At 72.1% G+C, this 15,282-nt stretch carries 15 protein-coding genes; 7 read left to right on the forward strand and 8 right to left on the reverse strand.

Annotation, left to right across the window (positions count from 1 at the left end):
• The first annotated feature begins 115 nt into the window (after nt 1–115).
• On the forward strand, nt 116–907 hold the full coding sequence (locus ACZ6ZP_RS35940; RefSeq protein WP_351170087.1) for a spermidine synthase: 792 nt from the start codon (nt 116–118) through the stop codon (nt 905–907).
• Here the strand turns inward: ACZ6ZP_RS35940 and ACZ6ZP_RS35945 are convergent.
• The 4 genes from ACZ6ZP_RS35945 to ACZ6ZP_RS35960 all read right to left on the reverse strand — a co-directional run bounded on the left by ACZ6ZP_RS35945 (nt 869) and on the right by ACZ6ZP_RS35960 (nt 5,519).
• Nucleotides 869–2,233 (reverse strand): MFS transporter, encoded by a 1,365-nt coding sequence (locus tag ACZ6ZP_RS35945; RefSeq protein ID WP_366464788.1) that lies wholly within the window; start codon nt 2,231–2,233, stop codon nt 869–871. The two genes, ACZ6ZP_RS35940 and ACZ6ZP_RS35945, sit on opposite strands and share 39 nt — an antisense overlap.
• A gap of 71 nt (nt 2,234–2,304) precedes the next feature.
• On the reverse strand, nt 2,305–3,339 hold the full coding sequence (locus tag ACZ6ZP_RS35950; RefSeq protein WP_469410006.1) for a DUF8017 domain-containing protein: 1,035 nt from the start codon (nt 3,337–3,339) through the stop codon (nt 2,305–2,307).
• Nucleotides 3,340–3,438: 99 nt separating this feature from the next.
• A complete protein-coding gene (locus ACZ6ZP_RS35955) occupies nt 3,439–4,497 on the reverse strand; it encodes a DUF8017 domain-containing protein (RefSeq protein WP_469410008.1) in 1,059 nt (352 codons plus the stop codon).
• Between the two features lie 74 nt (nt 4,498–4,571).
• A complete protein-coding gene (locus ACZ6ZP_RS35960; RefSeq protein WP_469410010.1) occupies nt 4,572–5,519 on the reverse strand; it encodes a DUF8017 domain-containing protein in 948 nt (315 codons plus the stop codon).
• An 81-nt stretch (nt 5,520–5,600) separates the two neighbouring features.
• On the opposite strand from ACZ6ZP_RS35960, the gene ACZ6ZP_RS35965 reads away from it, so the two are divergent.
• The 3 genes from ACZ6ZP_RS35965 to ACZ6ZP_RS35975 all read left to right on the forward strand — a co-directional run bounded on the left by ACZ6ZP_RS35965 (nt 5,601) and on the right by ACZ6ZP_RS35975 (nt 8,713).
• Nucleotides 5,601–6,053, forward strand: coding sequence for a DUF4442 domain-containing protein (locus ACZ6ZP_RS35965; protein ID WP_351169884.1), 453 nt, complete (start codon nt 5,601–5,603; stop codon nt 6,051–6,053).
• Nucleotides 6,054–6,300: 247 nt separating this feature from the next.
• Nucleotides 6,301–7,950, forward strand: coding sequence for a carboxylesterase/lipase family protein (locus tag ACZ6ZP_RS35970; RefSeq protein WP_469410012.1), 1,650 nt, complete (start codon nt 6,301–6,303; stop codon nt 7,948–7,950).
• Nucleotides 7,951–8,032: 82 nt separating this feature from the next.
• Complete coding sequence (locus ACZ6ZP_RS35975) at nt 8,033–8,713, forward strand: DedA family protein (RefSeq protein ID WP_366464792.1); 681 nt, start codon at nt 8,033–8,035, stop codon at nt 8,711–8,713.
• A 2-nt stretch (nt 8,714–8,715) separates the two neighbouring features.
• Here ACZ6ZP_RS35975 and ACZ6ZP_RS35980 read toward each other — a convergent pair whose 3' ends face one another.
• A complete protein-coding gene (locus tag ACZ6ZP_RS35980) occupies nt 8,716–9,246 on the reverse strand; it encodes a gamma carbonic anhydrase family protein (protein WP_351169875.1) in 531 nt (176 codons plus the stop codon).
• Between the two features lie 132 nt (nt 9,247–9,378).
• Between ACZ6ZP_RS35980 and ACZ6ZP_RS35985 the strand changes: the two genes are divergently transcribed.
• Nucleotides 9,379–10,116: an acyltransferase gene (locus tag ACZ6ZP_RS35985; RefSeq protein ID WP_351169872.1), complete on the forward strand. Its 738-nt coding sequence runs from the start codon at nt 9,379–9,381 to the stop codon at nt 10,114–10,116.
• 73 nt (nt 10,117–10,189) lie between these two features.
• Here ACZ6ZP_RS35985 and ACZ6ZP_RS35990 read toward each other — a convergent pair whose 3' ends face one another.
• Nucleotides 10,190–11,053 (reverse strand): DMT family transporter, encoded by an 864-nt coding sequence (locus ACZ6ZP_RS35990; RefSeq protein WP_351169869.1) that lies wholly within the window; start codon nt 11,051–11,053, stop codon nt 10,190–10,192.
• A gap of 94 nt (nt 11,054–11,147) precedes the next feature.
• On the opposite strand from ACZ6ZP_RS35990, the gene ACZ6ZP_RS35995 reads away from it, so the two are divergent.
• Nucleotides 11,148–11,732, forward strand: coding sequence for an XRE family transcriptional regulator (locus ACZ6ZP_RS35995; protein WP_351169866.1), 585 nt, complete (start codon nt 11,148–11,150; stop codon nt 11,730–11,732).
• A gap of 28 nt (nt 11,733–11,760) precedes the next feature.
• On the forward strand, nt 11,761–12,318 hold the full coding sequence (locus ACZ6ZP_RS36000; RefSeq protein WP_361469271.1) for a YbaK/EbsC family protein: 558 nt from the start codon (nt 11,761–11,763) through the stop codon (nt 12,316–12,318).
• 32 nt (nt 12,319–12,350) lie between these two features.
• Here the strand turns inward: ACZ6ZP_RS36000 and ACZ6ZP_RS36005 are convergent, their stop codons facing one another.
• Together ACZ6ZP_RS36005 and ACZ6ZP_RS36010 are read right to left on the reverse strand one after the other, a co-directional pair.
• Nucleotides 12,351–13,565, reverse strand: a complete 1,215-nt coding sequence (locus ACZ6ZP_RS36005; RefSeq protein ID WP_469410016.1) for a CaiB/BaiF CoA transferase family protein — start codon at nt 13,563–13,565, stop codon at nt 12,351–12,353.
• Between the two features lie 136 nt (nt 13,566–13,701).
• Nucleotides 13,702–15,282 carry a sensor histidine kinase gene (locus tag ACZ6ZP_RS36010; protein WP_469410018.1) on the reverse strand — a complete coding sequence of 527 codons (1,581 nt, stop codon included), beginning with the start codon at nt 15,280–15,282 and terminating at the stop codon, nt 13,702–13,704.

Here is a 15,282-nt window from a genome sequence, read left to right on the forward strand (position 1 = left end):
CCTCGGGGGATCCACCCCCGAGGCAGGCGGGCACAATGGAGCGGTGACCGAGGACGAACACACGGACGAGGCCAGGGCCGTCATCAAGGACGTGGACCACGGCACCGCCAAGCTGATGCCGGACGTGGACCGTCCCCGCGCCTGGCTGCTCACGGTCGACGGGGCGCCTCAGTCGTACGTCGACCTGGACGCGCCCACCCATCTGGAGTTCGAGTACGCGCAGCGGCTCGCCCATGTCCTGGACACCGCCGACGATCCCGACCGCCCGCTGGACGTGATCCACCTCGGCGGCGGCGCGCTCACCCTGCCCCGCTATGTCGCCGCCACGCGGCCCGGCTCGCGCCAGGACGTCGTCGAGGCGGACCGGGGGCTGCTCGAACTGGTCACCGAGAAGCTGCCGTTGCCCGCGGACTCCGGGATCACCGTGCACGGCGCGGACGCCCGGCAGTGGCTGGAGGAGGCGGCGCCCGACAGCACCGACGTCCTGGTCGCCGACGTCTTCGGCGGCTCGCGGGTGCCCGCCCGTTTCACGTCGATCGCCTACGCGCGCGCCGCGGAACGGGTCCTGCGCGCGGGCGGCCTCTATGCGGCGAACCTCGCCGACGGGGCGCCGTTCGGCTTCCTGCGCTCCCAGCTCGCCACCTTCGCCGAGGTCTTCGGGCAGGTCGCGCTGATCGCCGAGCCGACCGTGCTGCGCGGCCGCCGCTTCGGCAACGCGGTGCTCGTCGCCTCACACGAGGCGATCGAGATCGAGGCCCTGGCCCGGCGCACGGCGGGCGACGTCTTCCCGGCCCGCGTCGAGCACGGGGCGGCGCTTCGCCGGTTCATCGGTGACGCGAAGCCGGTGCGGGACGAGGACGCGGTCGCGTCACCCGAGCCGCCCGACGGGGCCTTCAGCATCGGCTGAGGGGTCGACGGGGAGCTCGGCCGGGAGCTCGACCGGCGGTTCGATCAAGGGCTTGACCGGGGGAGCGCCGACGGGAGCGGCCGCCTTGGCGATCTCCTTCGACGCCGTGCGCCGCGTCAGATTGCGTACGTCGGGGACGAAGAGCACCAGCGCCGTCACCACGACCACCAGCGCCGCGCACCCCCACAGCGAGGCCGAGCGCCCGAAGGCCAGCTCCGCCGGACCCGCGAGCGCCGTGGCGAGCGGGACCATCGCGACCGAGCCGAACCAGTCGTACGCCGCGACGCGCGACAGCTTCTCCTCGGGGATCTCCTGATGCATCGCCGTCATCCAGGAGACGCCGAACACCTCGATCGCCACGCCGCTGACGAACATCACCGCCGCCAGACCCCACACCGGCAGCGGCACCGCGAGCGCCGCCGACGGCGCGGCGAGCGGGAAGACGCAGAGGGTGCCCGCGAGCAGCAGGCGCCGCGGCTTCCACCGCATCATCAGGAACGCGCCGCCGACCGTGCCCGCGCCGAACGCGCCGAGCGCAAGGCCCCAGGGCCCGGCGCCGCCCAGTTCGTCCCGGGCGACCAGGGGCCCGAAGACCGCCTCGGCCGCGCCGACCACCGCCACCACCACGGAGAACTGCGCGACGATCGCCCACAGCCAGGGCCGGCCGATGAACTCCTGCCAGCCCTCGCGCAGATCGGAGAGGAGTCCGCCGCCCGGTGCGCGCACCGGGATGTGGCTCACGTCGAGGAACGACCGCAAGGATCCGGCCACCGCGAACGCCACCGCGTCCACCGCGAGCACCCAGCCGGGCCCGATCGCGGCCACCAGCAGACCGCCCAGCGCGGCGCCGCCCAGGCCCGCTCCCTGCATCGCCATGCGGTACAGGGCGAAGGCGCGGCCCGCCTGTTCGCCGCTGACGGTCGACATCAGCATGCCTTCGGCGGCCGGTCCGAAGAACGCCTGTCCGGTGCCGCCGAGCGCGGTGAGCAGCATCATCGACCACAGCGGGGGCGTGCCGGAGATGACGAGCACCGCGAAGACCGCCTGCGAAAGGCAGTTGAGCGCGTTGGCCGCGACCATCACGTGGTGGCGCGGCAGCCGGTCGGCGACGGCGCCGCCGATGAGCAGGAACAGCACGAGCGGCAGCGTGCGGGCCGCCGCCACCAGACCGACGTCCCCGCCGTCGCCGCCGGAGTCGAGCACGGCGAACGCCGCCGCGATCAGGGCTCCGTGGCTGCCCAGATTGGTCACGATCGCGGCGGCGGTCAGCAGGCTGTAGTTGCGCCCGGCCCAGGCGGGGCGGCGCTCGGCGGCGGGTGTGGTCACCAGGGGACTATCGCCGCCGGGACACCGACTTGCCAAACCGATTCTGTACGGGGCAGGACCCCGTCAGCGGCTCAGGACTCCTCGCCCGCGCCGTTCAGCCGCACGGTGGCCAGGATCTTCTTCACCGTCGCGTCGGGAACCTCGTCCTTCACGCCCTTGGCCCCGTACAGCGACCAGGCGACGTACTCGCCCTCGCTGTTCTTGAAGGCGAACGTGGTGGCCTTGCCCTCGGAGTCGCACTTGGCGGACGTGGCGGCGCCGGACGTCGTCGACGTCGCGAGGCTGCCCTTGATGCCGGACTTGGTGGTGTAGGGCTCCACCTTGCTGATCTTGATCTTCTTCTTGTCCGCCTTGGTCTGCTCCGTGTAGCCGCCGTAGACCCACCAGGCGGAGTCGTTGCGCGCGACGTCCTCGGTGTTCTTGGCGCCGTTCTGCCCCTTCGTGCCGACCGCGGCGAGGGAGGTGTCGTCCGACTGACCGTCCTTGTCGTCGTCGGACGTGCACCACTTCTCTTTGAGGACCGCGGGCGCGGACATGATGATGATGGACTTCGCGCCCTCGTCCTTGCGGTCGTCGAAGCCGATCAAGGTGTCCGGGCTCGACACCTCCCAGTCGGCGGGGACGTCAAAGGCGGTGCCCCACTTGGGGTTCACCACGACCTTCCAGCCGGGGATCGTCGGCTTGGCGCCGCCGCCCGTGCCGCGCTCGGTGCCGCCCTCTTCGGTCGGGGTCGGCTTCGGGGACGCGGACTTGACGGGCTTCTTCCCCGGCTTGTCGTTGGCCTCGTCGTCCTTGTCACCACCGAGGACGAGGAAGCCCGTGACGCCCGCGGCCACCACGACGGCGAGCGCCGCGACGATCGCGGTGATCTTCGTCTTGTTTCCGTCACCGCCCTGACCGCCGCCCGGCTGGGGCGGCATGGGCGGTGGCGTGGGCGCCGCCCACTGCGGCTGCTCCGGCTGCGAGTAGGCACCCGAGTGAGGCTGCTGCTGAAAGCCCGGCTGCTGGTACGGGTTCGGCTGCTGGTACCCCGGCTGCTGGTACGGGTTGGGATTCTGGTCCTGCGGGTTCTGCTCGCCCCCGGGCGGCTGCTGTCCTGGCCACATGGGCAGTAACCATAGAGGGGCTTGTGGCCTGATGTCATCGCTGGCCCCGCCGGGAGCTCGGCACATCGGGTCACAAGCCCCGCGGGTGCACGAAACGACTCAGGATTCCGTCGGGTCGCCGTGCAGCCGCACCGTATTGAGGATCTTCATGACCGTCGTCTCCGGGATCTCCTCCTCGACGCCCTTGGCGCCGTAGAGATTCCAGGCGACGTACTCGCCCTCGGAGTTCTTGAAGCCGAAGGTGATCGCCTTGCCGTCCGAGGCGCACTTGCCCGTCTGCGGCGTGTTCGTCGAATGGGCCCGCGCGAGGCTCCCCTTGATGCCGGTCTTCGTGGTGAACGGCTTCGCCTTCTTGTCGAAGGAGAGGCTCTTCTTGTCCGGCTGCGTGTACCCGCCGAAGACCCACCAGGGCACCTGGTTCACCGCGACCTCATCGGTGTTCTTCGCGCCGTTCGCGCCCTTGGTGCCGACGGCCCCGAGGGCGGTGTCCTCCTTCGTGCCGTCCTTGTCCTCGTCGGACGAGCACCATTTGGACTTGTAGTACGCGGGCGCCGACATGGTGATGAGCGGCTTGCTCCCGGCGTCCTCGCTCGCGTCGTCGAAGGCGATGGCCGAGTCCGGGGACTGCACCTCCCAGTCGGCGGGGACGTCGAAGGCCGTGCCCCACTTGGGGTTCACCACGACCTGCCAGCCCTTGACCACGGGCTTCGGGCCGTTGTCCGTGCCTCGCTCGTCCTCACCGCCGCCGGTGGCCGGATCGGAGCCCGGCTTCTTGGACGCGGACCCGGCGGGCTTCTTCGCCGCCTTGCCGTCGGCCTCGTCGTCCTTGTCGCCGCCGAGCACCAGGAAGCCGGTGACCCCGGCGGCCACCACGACCGCCGTCGCGGCGACGATCGCGACCAGCTTGGTCCTGCCGCCGTTGCCGCCGTTGCCGCCGCCCCCGCCGGGCTGCTGCGTCCATCCCCCCGGCGCCGTCGGCACGCTCCACTGACCCTGGGGCTGCCCCGGCTGTCCCGTTCCCTGCTGATAGGGATTGGGCTGCTGGTATCCCGGCTGCTGATAGGGGTTCGGCTGCTGGTACCCCGGCTGCTGGTACGGGTTGGGATTCTGGTCCTGCGGGTTCTGCTCGCCCCCGGGCGGCTGCTGTCCTGGCCACATGGCGGGAAACGATACGGGGTGTTGCAGCGGACACGTCACGACCGCCCCCGAGGGGCCGTTCGGGCCGTGGAGGGCTACTTGATCTCGCGCACCGTGCCGAGGATCTTCTTGACCGTCGCGTCCGGGACCTCGTCACTCACGCCCGCGGCGCCGTGGAAGGACCACGAGGCGAACGCGCCATCGGAGTCCTTGAACGCGAACACCGTGGCCTTGCCGTCCGTGTCGCACTTGCCCTCCTTCTTCGCGCCGGAGGACGAGGCGGTCACCACACTGCCCTTGAGGCCCGATGCGGTGGTGTAGGGCTCGGCGGCCCCGGTCCTGATGTTCTTCTTGTCGGGCTGGGTGAAGGCGCCGTAGATCCACAGGCGGGCGTCCTTGCTCGCCGCCTCGTCGGTGGTCCTGGCGCCCTTGTTGCCCTTGCTGCCCGCGGCGGCGAGAGGGGTGTAGTCCTTGGTGCCGTCCCGGTCCTCGTCGGCCCCGCACCACTTCTCCTTGAGGTACGCCGGTGCGGAGATGGCGACGATGGGCTTCTCGTCGAGGTCGTCGGCCTCCGAGACCCAGCTCACCCAGTCCGTGGACTTCAGGACCCACCCCGCGGGCACGTCGAAGGCGATCCCGCGTGCGGGGTTCACGACGGTCTGCCAGCCCGCGATCGTCGGCTTCGGATTGCCGCCGTTGCCACGGGCGTCGGCGTCGGCGTCGTCGGAGCCCGTCGGACTCGGGGCGGCGGACGAGGACTTCGCGGGGTCCGGGTTCGCGTCGTCGTCCTTGTCGCCGCCCAGGACCAGGAAGCCGGTGACCCCGGCGGCCACCACGACCGCGGCCGCGGCAACGACGGCGATGACCTTGGTCCTGCTGCCGCCGCCCCCGCCGTTGCCCCCCTGGCCGCCCTGCGGAACCTGGGGTGCGCCGCCCGGAACGGTGGGCGCGTTCCACGGCGCCGGCTGTTGGTACCCCGGCTGCTGGTACGGATTCGGCTGCTGGTTCGGCCCGCCCCCGGGCTGCTGCTCTCCTGGCCACATGCGCAGCAACGATAGGCGACGGCGATCTACGCCTTGCGGACTCCTGGCCAAAGAACGCTACTCGTGGGTAACATCACGGTCATGAGCGCTGACCAGATGTCGATAGGCGAGATGCTCGCCGCCACCGTGCCGATGGCCCGGACGCTGAACCTCGAGTTCCGCGAGACCACGCCCGAGAAGGCCGTGGTCGCCCTGCCCGACCAGGCCGACTACCACAACCACGTCGGCGGGCCGCACGCCGGAGCCATGTTCACGCTGGGCGAGTCGGCGAGCGGCGCGATCGTGCTCGCCGCGTTCGGGGACCAGCTCTCGCGGGCCGTGCCGCTGGCCGTCCGCGCCGACATCGCGTACAAGAAGCTGGCCATGGGGCCGGTGACCGCCACCGCGACCCTGGGCCGCCCGGTCGCCGAGGTCGTCGCCGAGCTGGACGCGGGGCAGCGGCCCGAGTTCCCGGTGGCGATCGCGATCCAGCGCGAGGACGGCGCCGTGACCGGCGAGATGACCGTCGTGTGGACGCTGCGTCCCAATAACTGAGTCGCGTGCGGGCGTTCGCTTCCGTACGTTCGTTGAACACAGCGGCGTCGCGTCGGCCGGGCCACGGGGGTCCCGACCGGTGCGGCGCCGTTTTTCCGTGACCTCGCCCGACCTCGTCCCGCCGTTTCGGGCGGTGTTCTGTTCAACTCATTGACACGAGTCAACAACGGTCATAGTTTTCCGCCGCCAGTGGGTCGACGTCATCCAGGGGAGCCGCCGCATGAGCCGCAGTTGCCGTATGAGTCGTATGAGCCGTCTAAGAGGTGCGGGGCGCACCACCTCCGCCCTCGTCGTCATGGCCGCCGCCGCGGCCCTGCTCGCCCCGCACTCCGCGCAGGCCGCCCCGGAGGATGCGCCCAGGGCGGGCGGCAAGGGCACGCTCGTCCGCACGGACGCGGGCTGGCTGCGCGGAGAATCCACCGCCGAGGGGCGCCAGTTCCTCGGCATCCCCTACGCGCGGCAGCCCGTCGGCGACCTGCGCTGGAAGGAGCCGCGGCCCGTCAAGTCCTGGCAGGGCGTGCGCGGTGCGACCGCCTTCGGCAACCGCTGCGTACAGACCGCCAGTTGGGACCCCGGATACGAGAACCCCAGCCACACCGAGGACTGCCTCGACCTCAACGTCTACGCGCCCGAGGGGCGACAGAGCAAGCAGCGGCCCGTCCTGGTCTGGTTCCACGGCGGCGGGCTCACCGCGGGCGCGGGGGAGGACGTCGTGCCCGACGTCTTCGCCCGGCGCACCGGCAGCGTGGTCGTGACCGTCAACTACCGCCTCGGCGCGATGGGTTTCCTCGCCGGGAAGGGCCTCGACGCCGAGGCGTCCGACCGGGTCTCGGGCAACTACGGCATGCTCGACCAACAGGCCGCCCTGCGCTGGGTGCGCGCCAACATCGGCTCGTTCGGCGGCGACCGGCAGCGCGTCACCATCGCGGGTGAGTCCGCGGGCGGCCGCTCCGTCTGCACCCAGCTCGCCTCGCCCACCGCCAAGGGCCTCTACCGCGCGGGCATCGTGCAGAGCGGCGCCTACGGGGACTGCGCCGCCCGCGAGCGCGAGGAGGCGCTCACGCAGGGCGCCGCGTTCGCGAAGAAGGCGGGCTGCCCCGAACCGGCGACCGCCCTCGCCTGTCTGCGCGAGAAGTCCGCAAAGGAGATCCTCGCGGCACAGGCCGGGTTCGACTGGGGCCCGGTGGCCGGCGGCGACTTCCTGCCGGTCCAGCCCGAGGAGGCGTACGAGAACGGCAGCGCCTCACGCGTGCCGGTCCTGAACGGCGCGAACAGCGACGAAGGGCGCCTCTTCGCCTACGGCCAGTTCGACGGACAGGGCAAGCCGCTCACCGAGGCGCAGTACCCGGGCGCGCTCACCCGGACGTACGGCGCCGAGCTGGGGGCCGAGCTCCTCGAGCGCTATCCGGTGTCCGAGCACGCCTCGCCCACCCACGCGTACGCGGCCACCCAGGGCGACAAGATGTTCGCCTGCACGGCGCTGCGCATGGACAGGACACTCGCGGGCCGCGGCCCCGTCTACGCCTATGAGTTCGCCGACCGTACCTCGCCGCCCTTCGCCTCGATCCGCGAGGCGGGCAGGACGTTCGACTTCGGGGCGACCCACGTCAACGAAGTGCAGTACCTCTTCAAGCACTTCGGGCTCCCGACGCCGCTCGACGCGGAACAGCGGGCACTGGCCCGGCAGATGGTCCAGTACTGGGGCTCCTTCATCCACGGCGGCGCGCCGCGCGCCGAGGGCCAGCCCACCGCCCCCGACCAGCGGACCCGGCCCGGTCAGGTGCTCTCGCTGCGCACCGCGTCCGCAGGGGGGAACGAGCTGAGCGCCACTGTGGCCCGGGAGCACCTCTGTGACCTCTGGGACCGCGCGGACTCCGCCCCGGCCGACGCCGGGTGAGCGGGTAGGCTGCCCGGCGTGCGCGATCTTGGGGGGAACGCGCACGCCGGGTACAAGCACACCAGCACAGGAGGAACCGGCCTTGCACGTCCAGGAATGGCTGGAGACCGTACCGGCCGTCAGTATCTACGCGCTGGTGGGCGTGGTCATCGGTCTGGAGAGCCTGGGCATCCCGCTGCCGGGCGAGATCGTCCTCGTCTCCGCCGCGCTGCTCTCCTCGCAGCACGGCGAGCTCGACCCCGTCGTCCTGGGGATCTGCGCCACCGCGGGCGCCATCATCGGCGACTCGATCGGGTACGCGATCGGACGCAAGGGCGGCCGGCCACTCCTGGCCTGGCTGGAACGGAAGTTCCCCAAGCACTTCAGCGCCGCGAACGTCGGCAGCGCCGAGCGGTCGTTCCAGAAGTGGGGCATGTGGGCGGTCTTCTTCGGCCGCTTCGTCGCCCTGCTGCGGATCTTCGCGGGACCCCTGGCCGGCGTGCTGCGCATGCCGTACTGGAAGTTCCTCGTCGCCAACGTCCTGGGCGGCATCGTCTGGGCGGGCGGCACGACCGCCGTCATCTACTACATCGGTGTCGTCGCCGAGGACTGGCTCAAGCGGTTCTCGTACTTCGGCCTGGCCATCGCCGTGCTGATCGGCGTCGGCTCCATGCTGTTCGTCAAGCGCCGCGCCAAGAAGTCGGCGGCTGCGCACTCCGAGGCGGAGGCCGACAGCGGTGCGCGGACGGCGGCCGAGCCGGTTCCCGTCCCGGCCGCCGACTGACGTCACTTGGCGTGGGCGTCCCGGTGGGCCTTGGCCAGCTCGACGTACATCGTGCCGTTGAGCGTGATGCCCGCGCGCTCCTCGTCGGTGAGGGGCCTGCGCACCTTGGCCGGGACGCCCGCGACGAGCGACCCGGGCGGCACGACCATCCCCTGCGGCACCAGCGCCTGCGCCGCGACCAGTGAACCGGCGCCGATCACCGCGCCGTTGAGGACCGTCGCTCCCATGCCGATCAGGCAGTCGTCCTCGACGGTGCAGCCGTGCAGGACGGCGTTGTGGCCGACCGAGACCCGCTCGCCGATGGACATCGGGAAGCCCAGGTCGACGTGGAGGCTGCAGTTGTCCTGGATGTTGCTGTCGGCGCCCACGACGATCGGCCCGCCGTCCGCGCGCAGCACCGCCCCGTACCAGGCGCTCGCGCCGGCGTGCAGCGTCACCTCGCCGATGATCACCGAGGTGGGCGCGGTGAAGGCGTCCTGATCGATCTTCGGGTCCTTGCCGCCGATCCCGGTGATGAGTGCCTCGTGGCTCATCGGATTCTCCATTCGTACGTGTCTCGCGCCTGGCGGAACCGTACGGGACGGCGGCGGGTGCGCCGCCCTGTGGGGTGAAGATCACAGGGGTCCGGGCTCACCGGGGCGCGCGGGGCTGAGTAACGTGAGCGCGTGCCGAAGAACAGGAACACGTTCTCATCCGCGGTCGCCGACTGGCGGCGCCGCGCGACCCAGCGCGCCGTCCACGCGGGCTGGGCGTGGGTGCAGCGGACGGGGGCCGTCACCGCACAGCGCCCCGGGCGGCTGCGGTTCGGCGCGCTCGGCGACAACACGAAGCTGGCTTTCCCGCAGGGGACCGTCTTCGGTGAGCCGTGGATCCGCATCGGCGATCACTGCATCATCGGCGAACAGGTCACCCTCACCGCCGGGATGATGCCCGACCTGGACCTGGGCCCCGACCCGATCCTGCGCATCGGCAACGGGGTCGTGCTCGGCCGCGGCAGCCACGTCATCGCCGACACGACGGTGACGATCGGCGACGACTGCTACTTCGGGCCCACGGTGTACGTGACGTCCACGAACCACTCGTACGACGATCCCCACACGCCCATCGGCAAGCAGTGGCCACGGATGGAGCCGGTCGAGATCGGGCCCGGCTGCTGGATCGGTACGAACGCGGTGATCCTGCCCGGCGCGAAGATCGGCCGCAATGTGGTGGTCGCGGCGGGCGCCGTCGTGCGGGGCTCCGTGCCCGACCACGCCGTGGTGGCCGGGGCGCCCGCCCGTGTCGTGCGTACCTGGGACCCCGATGCGGGGTGGCAGCCGCCGTTGCGGACGCCCGCGCCCGTGCCTATTCCTGACGGGGTCACGCCGGAACAGTTGCTTGCCCTGGGGGAGTTGGAAGGATAGTCGCGGGTCTTTTCGTCTGCGGGTGCGTGGGGGCTTGTCGCGCAGTTCCCCGCGCCCCTAAAGGGGCGTCCGTCTAGCTGGCCAGCAGGACCGTGCCCACCAAGGCCAGGCCCGCTCCCGCCGCCTGCACCCCTCGCAGCCGTTCCTTCAATACCGCCCGTGCCGCGAGTGCCGTGATCACCGGGTACGTCGAGGAGAGCACCGCGGCCAGCGTCACCGGGCCGTTCTGGGCCGCCATCGAGTACGTGCCGTTGGCCGCCACGTCCGCCAGGCCGACGAAGGCCAGTGCCGGGAGCGCCGCCCAGATCAGGCCCATGCCCGTGCCCTCGGGGAGTGCGACGCCGCCCCGCTTCACGGAGACGAACAGCGCGGCTCCGCCCGCTGCCACGTTCGTCACGCGCTGCACGAACAGGGCGAGGAACAGGCCGGTGAGGTTGCTCGACGCCTCGGAGATGAGGGCGAGCACCGCGCCGAAACCGAAGGCCGCGAGCAGGGTGAGCAGCACCGCCTGGCGCTGCACGGGGGCGCCGCGCAGCTCGGGGCCGCCCGCGAGCACGATGCCCACGATGGCGACGGTGAGCCCGGCGAACTGCGGGATTCCGGGCCGCTCGCCCAGGAAGAGGCCCACGCCCACCGGAACGACGACGCCCACGGAGGCCAGCGGCGAGACGACGCTCATCGGGCCGATGGCCAGGGCCTTGTAGAAGGCGAGCATCGCCACCGGGCCGAGGAGACCCGCGGCCACCGCGAACCACAGTTGGGGTCCCCACTCCGTCCAACCACCCGTCGCGACCACGATCGCGCCGAGGACGATGACGGCGATGGTCTGCGAGGCGACGACGACGGTGAGTGCGGGGATGCGTCGGGTCAGCAGCCCGCCGCCGAAGTCGGCCAGCCCGTACATCAGGCTGGTGGCCAAGGCGAACAGTGCTGTCATCGGAGATCCTCGCAGTACAGTGTGGTGAACCTTTAGGTGCACCACACCGTAGTTCATTATCCTTAACTATGTCATCCAAAATATTGGACGGAATGTGTCGGACCTCGACCAGCTGACTCAGTCGCTCGCGCGCAATCTCAAGCGCTGGCGCTCCGAGCGGGGCTTCACGCTCGACGCGCTCGCGGCCCGCGCGGGCGTGAGCCGCGGCATGATCATCCAGATCGAGCAGGCCAGGACCAACCCCAGCGTCGGCATCACGGTGAAGCTCGCCGACGCCCTGGGCGTCAGCATCACCACGCTCCTCGACTACGAGCAGGGCTCGCACGTCCGGCTTGTGCCGCCGGAGCAGGCGGTGCGGATGTGGTCCACGGAGGCGGGCAGCAGCACGACGCTGCTGGTCGGAACCGAGGCGCGGGGGCCCTTCGAGCTGTGGGCGTGGAAGCTGATGCCCGGCGACGGCAGCGACTCCGACGCGCACCCGCCGGGGACCATGGAGCTGCTGCATGTCGCGGCGGGCGAACTGACGCTCCTGGTCGACGGCGTGGAGCACCTCGTGCCCGCCGGGTCGGCCGCGTCGTTCGAGGCGAACGTGCCGCACGGCTATCACAACAAGGGCGACGAGCCGGTCGAGATGACCATGTCGGTGTCCGTGCCGCCGGCGCACGCCTCCTCGTACTGAGCGCTGGCGCGCCTGTTAGCGTGCGGCCATGCGTGCACCCATGGGAGATTTCGACGACGCCCGCCCCGCGCCCGAGGCCCTGGACCTCCTGGTCGCACCCGTCGCCGACGCCGTGCGCGGCTGGAGCGGGACCGTCCCCGCCGATGAGGTTCTCCACGTCGACACCGACCCCCGGTGGGCCGACACCGCCACCTTCGTGGAGCACTACGGCCAGGACATCCTGGAGCAGTCCGCGAACTGCGTCGTCGTCGCGGGCAAGCGCGGGGGCGAGGCATCGCTCGCCGCGTGCCTGGTCCTGTCCACGACCCGCGTCGACGTGAACGGCGTCGTGCGCCGCCAACTCGGCGCCCGCAAGGCCTCGTTCGCGCCGATGGACACGGCGACCGGCGAGACCGGCATGGAGTACGGCGGCATCACCCCGATCGGCCTGCCCGCCCACTGGCCGCTGCTCGTGGACGCCGCCGTCGTCGACCTGCCGTACGTCCTGATCGGCAGCGGCCGCCGCCGGGGCAAGCTCATCGTGCCGGGCAAGGCGTTCGCCGAACTGCCGAACGCGGTGGTGCTCGAAGGGCTCGGCGTCGCCTGACGCGGGGGCCTTGACCAGGCATCACACGCCGCTCACCGGCAGACGCCCTCCGCCCGCAGCCGGGCGATGTCGTCCGGGCCGCGCCCCAGCTCCCCGAGGATCCGCTCGGTGTGCTCCCCCGCGGCCGGCACCGGATCCATGCGCGGGTCCACGCCGCTCAGGTTCGCGGGCGGCACCAGCGCCTGCACCGGAGTCGAGCCGCCCGGGATCGCGACCTCCCGCCAGCGGTCGCGCTCGGTGAGCGCGGGGTGGTCCAGGAACTCGGCGACCGAATTGACGCCCGCGTTGGCGATGTTGGCGCGGTCGAGCAGCTCCATGGCCTCCTCGCTGCCGAGTTCGGCGAAGCGCGCGGAGATGATCGCGTCCAGCTCGTCGCGGTGCGCGACGCGGTCGGAACCGGTGGCGAACCGCGGGTCGGCGGTCAACTCGGGCCGCCCGATGACCTGTTCGCACAGGGCGGCCCACTCGGGCTCGTTCTGCACGGACAGCAGGACGTCCTTGCCGTCGGACGCGGTGAACGGGCCGTAGGGCGCGACCGTCGCGTGCCGGGCGCCGACGCGCGGCGGCTGTGTGCCGCCGTAGCGCGTGTAGTAGGCGGGCTGGCTCATCCACTCGGCGAGCGCGTCGAACAGGGAGACCTCGACGGCCGGTGCGCGCCCGGTGGTCGCCCGGGTGAAGAGCGAGGTGAGGATGCCGCTGTAGGCGTACATCCCGCCCGCGATGTCCGCGACGGAGATGCCGGCCCGCACCGCCTCGTCGGGCGTGCCGGTCAGCGAGAGCAGCCCGGTCTGGCACTGCACGAGCAGGTCGTACGCCTTGCGGTCCGCCCAGGAGCCGCTGGTGCCGTACCCGCTGACGGTGCAGGGGATCAACGACGGGTAGCGGGCCTGGAGTTCGTCCGCGCCGAGACCGAGGCGGTCGGCCGCGCCGGGGGCGAGGTTCTGCACGAACACGTCGGCGCCCGCGAGGAGTTCGTGCAGGATCTCCCTGCCCTCCTCGGACTTGAGGTCCAGGGTGAGGGACTCCTTGGAGCGGTTGAGCCAGACGAAGTAGCTGGCCTGGCCGTGCACCGTGGTGTCGTAGCGCCGGGCGAAGTCGCCGCCGGGGCGCTCGACCTTGATCACACGGGCGCCGAGGTCGGCCAGCTGGCGGGTGGCGAAGGGAGCGGCGACCGCCTGCTCCAGGCTGACGACGGTGATGCCCGCCAGAGGGAGCTGACCGGCCGGTTCGTGGTGCGTCGTCGCCATGACTGCCTCTCGTTCGCGGGTGCTGCTGCCTGAGTCTGTACGGTCACACGGGGCGTGGGGCGGGCGGGTCGCGGGGGGTTGCGGGCGGTTGCGGGCCGTTGCGGGTGGGGCGAGCTGGGCTGCGGCCGGAGCCCGCTCAATCGCCCTCACCCTCTCCCTCTCCCTCCCCTTCGTTCTTGTCCCCGCCCTCTCCCACCACCGACTTGGACACGAGCCGTCCGTCGGCGAAGCAGAGGCGGTAGCCGTCGGACGACATCAGCCCCGTGCTGTAGTACGCGCAGTCCTGGCCGCGCGGTGTCGCGGGCGCGCCGTCCGGCGGGCCGTCCCTGGTGAACCGCGGCAGCCGGGATTCGACCGCGCCGCGCGGCTCCCCGGCCGTCAGGCCCGCGTACACCTCCCGGTCGAGCACCGACAGGGAGGAGCTGACGAGGCTGACGGGGATCATGAGAAGGAGGATTCCGGCCAGGACCGCGAGCGGGGCCACGACCGCCTGGAGGAGCCGCCGCCTGATCCGGCGCCTGGCCAGTTCCAACTCGCGGGCGGAGGTGGTCGGCCGGGGCGGTCCGGCGGTGCGCGGGGCGGCGCCCGCCGCGGGCAGCTCGGCGGTGACCGCGAAGCCGCCGTCGTCCGTGGGCTCCGCGCGCAGCGTGCCGCCCGCGAGGCGTACCCGCTCGTCGAGGCCGACCAGGCCGCTGCCGCCCGACGCCACCCCGGGCAGGCGCCCCGCGGGGGCCGGGTCGTTCTCCACCGTCAGGCGCAGCGCGTCGCCGTCCCGCGCGATGCGCACCCGCACCGCCGCGCCGGGCGCGTGCTTGGCGGCGTTCGTCAGGGACTCCTGGAGTACGCGGTGGACGGCGAGGCCGACCATCGGCGGCGGGTCCTCCGTGGCCTCCGAGCGTTCGAGCGTGACGTCGACCCCGGAGGCCCGCGCACGCTCGACCACGGCCTCCGCGCTCTCCTCCGAGGGCGCCCGCGGCGGGACTTCGTCGTCGGCCCGCAGCACGCCGATGATCTCCCGCAGCCGCTCGGTCGCCGCCCCCGCCGCCTCGCGCAGCTCGCCGACGGCCGCCTGTTGGCGGGCGTCCAGGGTGGGATCGACCTCCAGGGCGCCCGCCTGGACCGCGATGAGCGTCAGGTCGTGGCCCAGCGAGTCGTGCATGTCGCCCGCGATCCTGGCCCGTTCGCGGATGCGGGTGCGGTCCGCGACGGCCTGCTGCTCGTGCTCCATGCGCTCGGCGAGCCGCCAGCCGGTGGCCATCAGGTCGGCGTACTGGCGGCGGTAGCGGCCGAGCAGCCAGGGCAGCACCACGGCGATCAGCAGCGTCAGAAGCATCGAGGGCCAGCCCCACAGGTCGCTCGACACGACCGCGCACAGCACCAGCCCGGCCGCGGCGACCGCCCCGCAGAACCACAGCGCGGGACGCACCGCGACCGTACGGCTGCCCGCGAGATACCCGAAGAGGGCCAGCGCCGCCCAGTACACGGGCGTCAGCATCTCCGGGTCCGTCGTCAGACTCAGCGCGACCGGCACGGCGAGCGCGGCGAGCGGCCGACGCCTGCTGAACGCCACGGCGCCCCCGAGCAGCGGGACGGCCAGGGCCGCCACGACCGCGTCACGTCCGTCGAGACGCAGGGCGGCCGAGACCGGTGGCGCGCACACCACGAGCCACAGACCGATGTCGAAGAGCCGGGGAAGCCAGCCGTTTGCGCCGCGCAT

The sequence above is a fragment of the Streptomyces sp. NPDC054047 genome (assembly GCF_055585065.1).

Coding starts and splice junctions, on each gene's coding strand:
- ACZ6ZP_RS35965 (WP_351169884.1), top strand. CDS start 5,601: ATGAGCGCTGACCAGATGTCGATAGGCGAGATGCTCGCCGCCACCGTG.
- ACZ6ZP_RS35980 (WP_351169875.1), bottom strand. CDS start 9,246: ATGAGCCACGAGGCACTCATCACCGGGATCGGCGGCAAGGACCCGAAG.
- ACZ6ZP_RS35970 (WP_469410012.1), top strand. CDS start 6,301: ATGAGCCGTCTAAGAGGTGCGGGGCGCACCACCTCCGCCCTCGTCGTC.
- ACZ6ZP_RS36005 (WP_469410016.1), bottom strand. CDS start 13,565: ATGGCGACGACGCACCACGAACCGGCCGGTCAGCTCCCTCTGGCGGGC.
- ACZ6ZP_RS36010 (WP_469410018.1), bottom strand. CDS start 15,282: ATGCGCGGCGCAAACGGCTGGCTTCCCCGGCTCTTCGACATCGGTCTG.
- ACZ6ZP_RS35940 (WP_351170087.1), top strand. CDS start 116: ATGCCGGACGTGGACCGTCCCCGCGCCTGGCTGCTCACGGTCGACGGG.
- ACZ6ZP_RS35960 (WP_469410010.1), bottom strand. CDS start 5,519: ATGTGGCCAGGAGAGCAGCAGCCCGGGGGCGGGCCGAACCAGCAGCCG.
- ACZ6ZP_RS35950 (WP_469410006.1), bottom strand. CDS start 3,339: ATGTGGCCAGGACAGCAGCCGCCCGGGGGCGAGCAGAACCCGCAGGAC.
- ACZ6ZP_RS36000 (WP_361469271.1), top strand. CDS start 11,761: ATGCGTGCACCCATGGGAGATTTCGACGACGCCCGCCCCGCGCCCGAG.
- ACZ6ZP_RS35990 (WP_351169869.1), bottom strand. CDS start 11,053: ATGACAGCACTGTTCGCCTTGGCCACCAGCCTGATGTACGGGCTGGCC.
- ACZ6ZP_RS35955 (WP_469410008.1), bottom strand. CDS start 4,497: ATGTGGCCAGGACAGCAGCCGCCCGGGGGCGAGCAGAACCCGCAGGAC.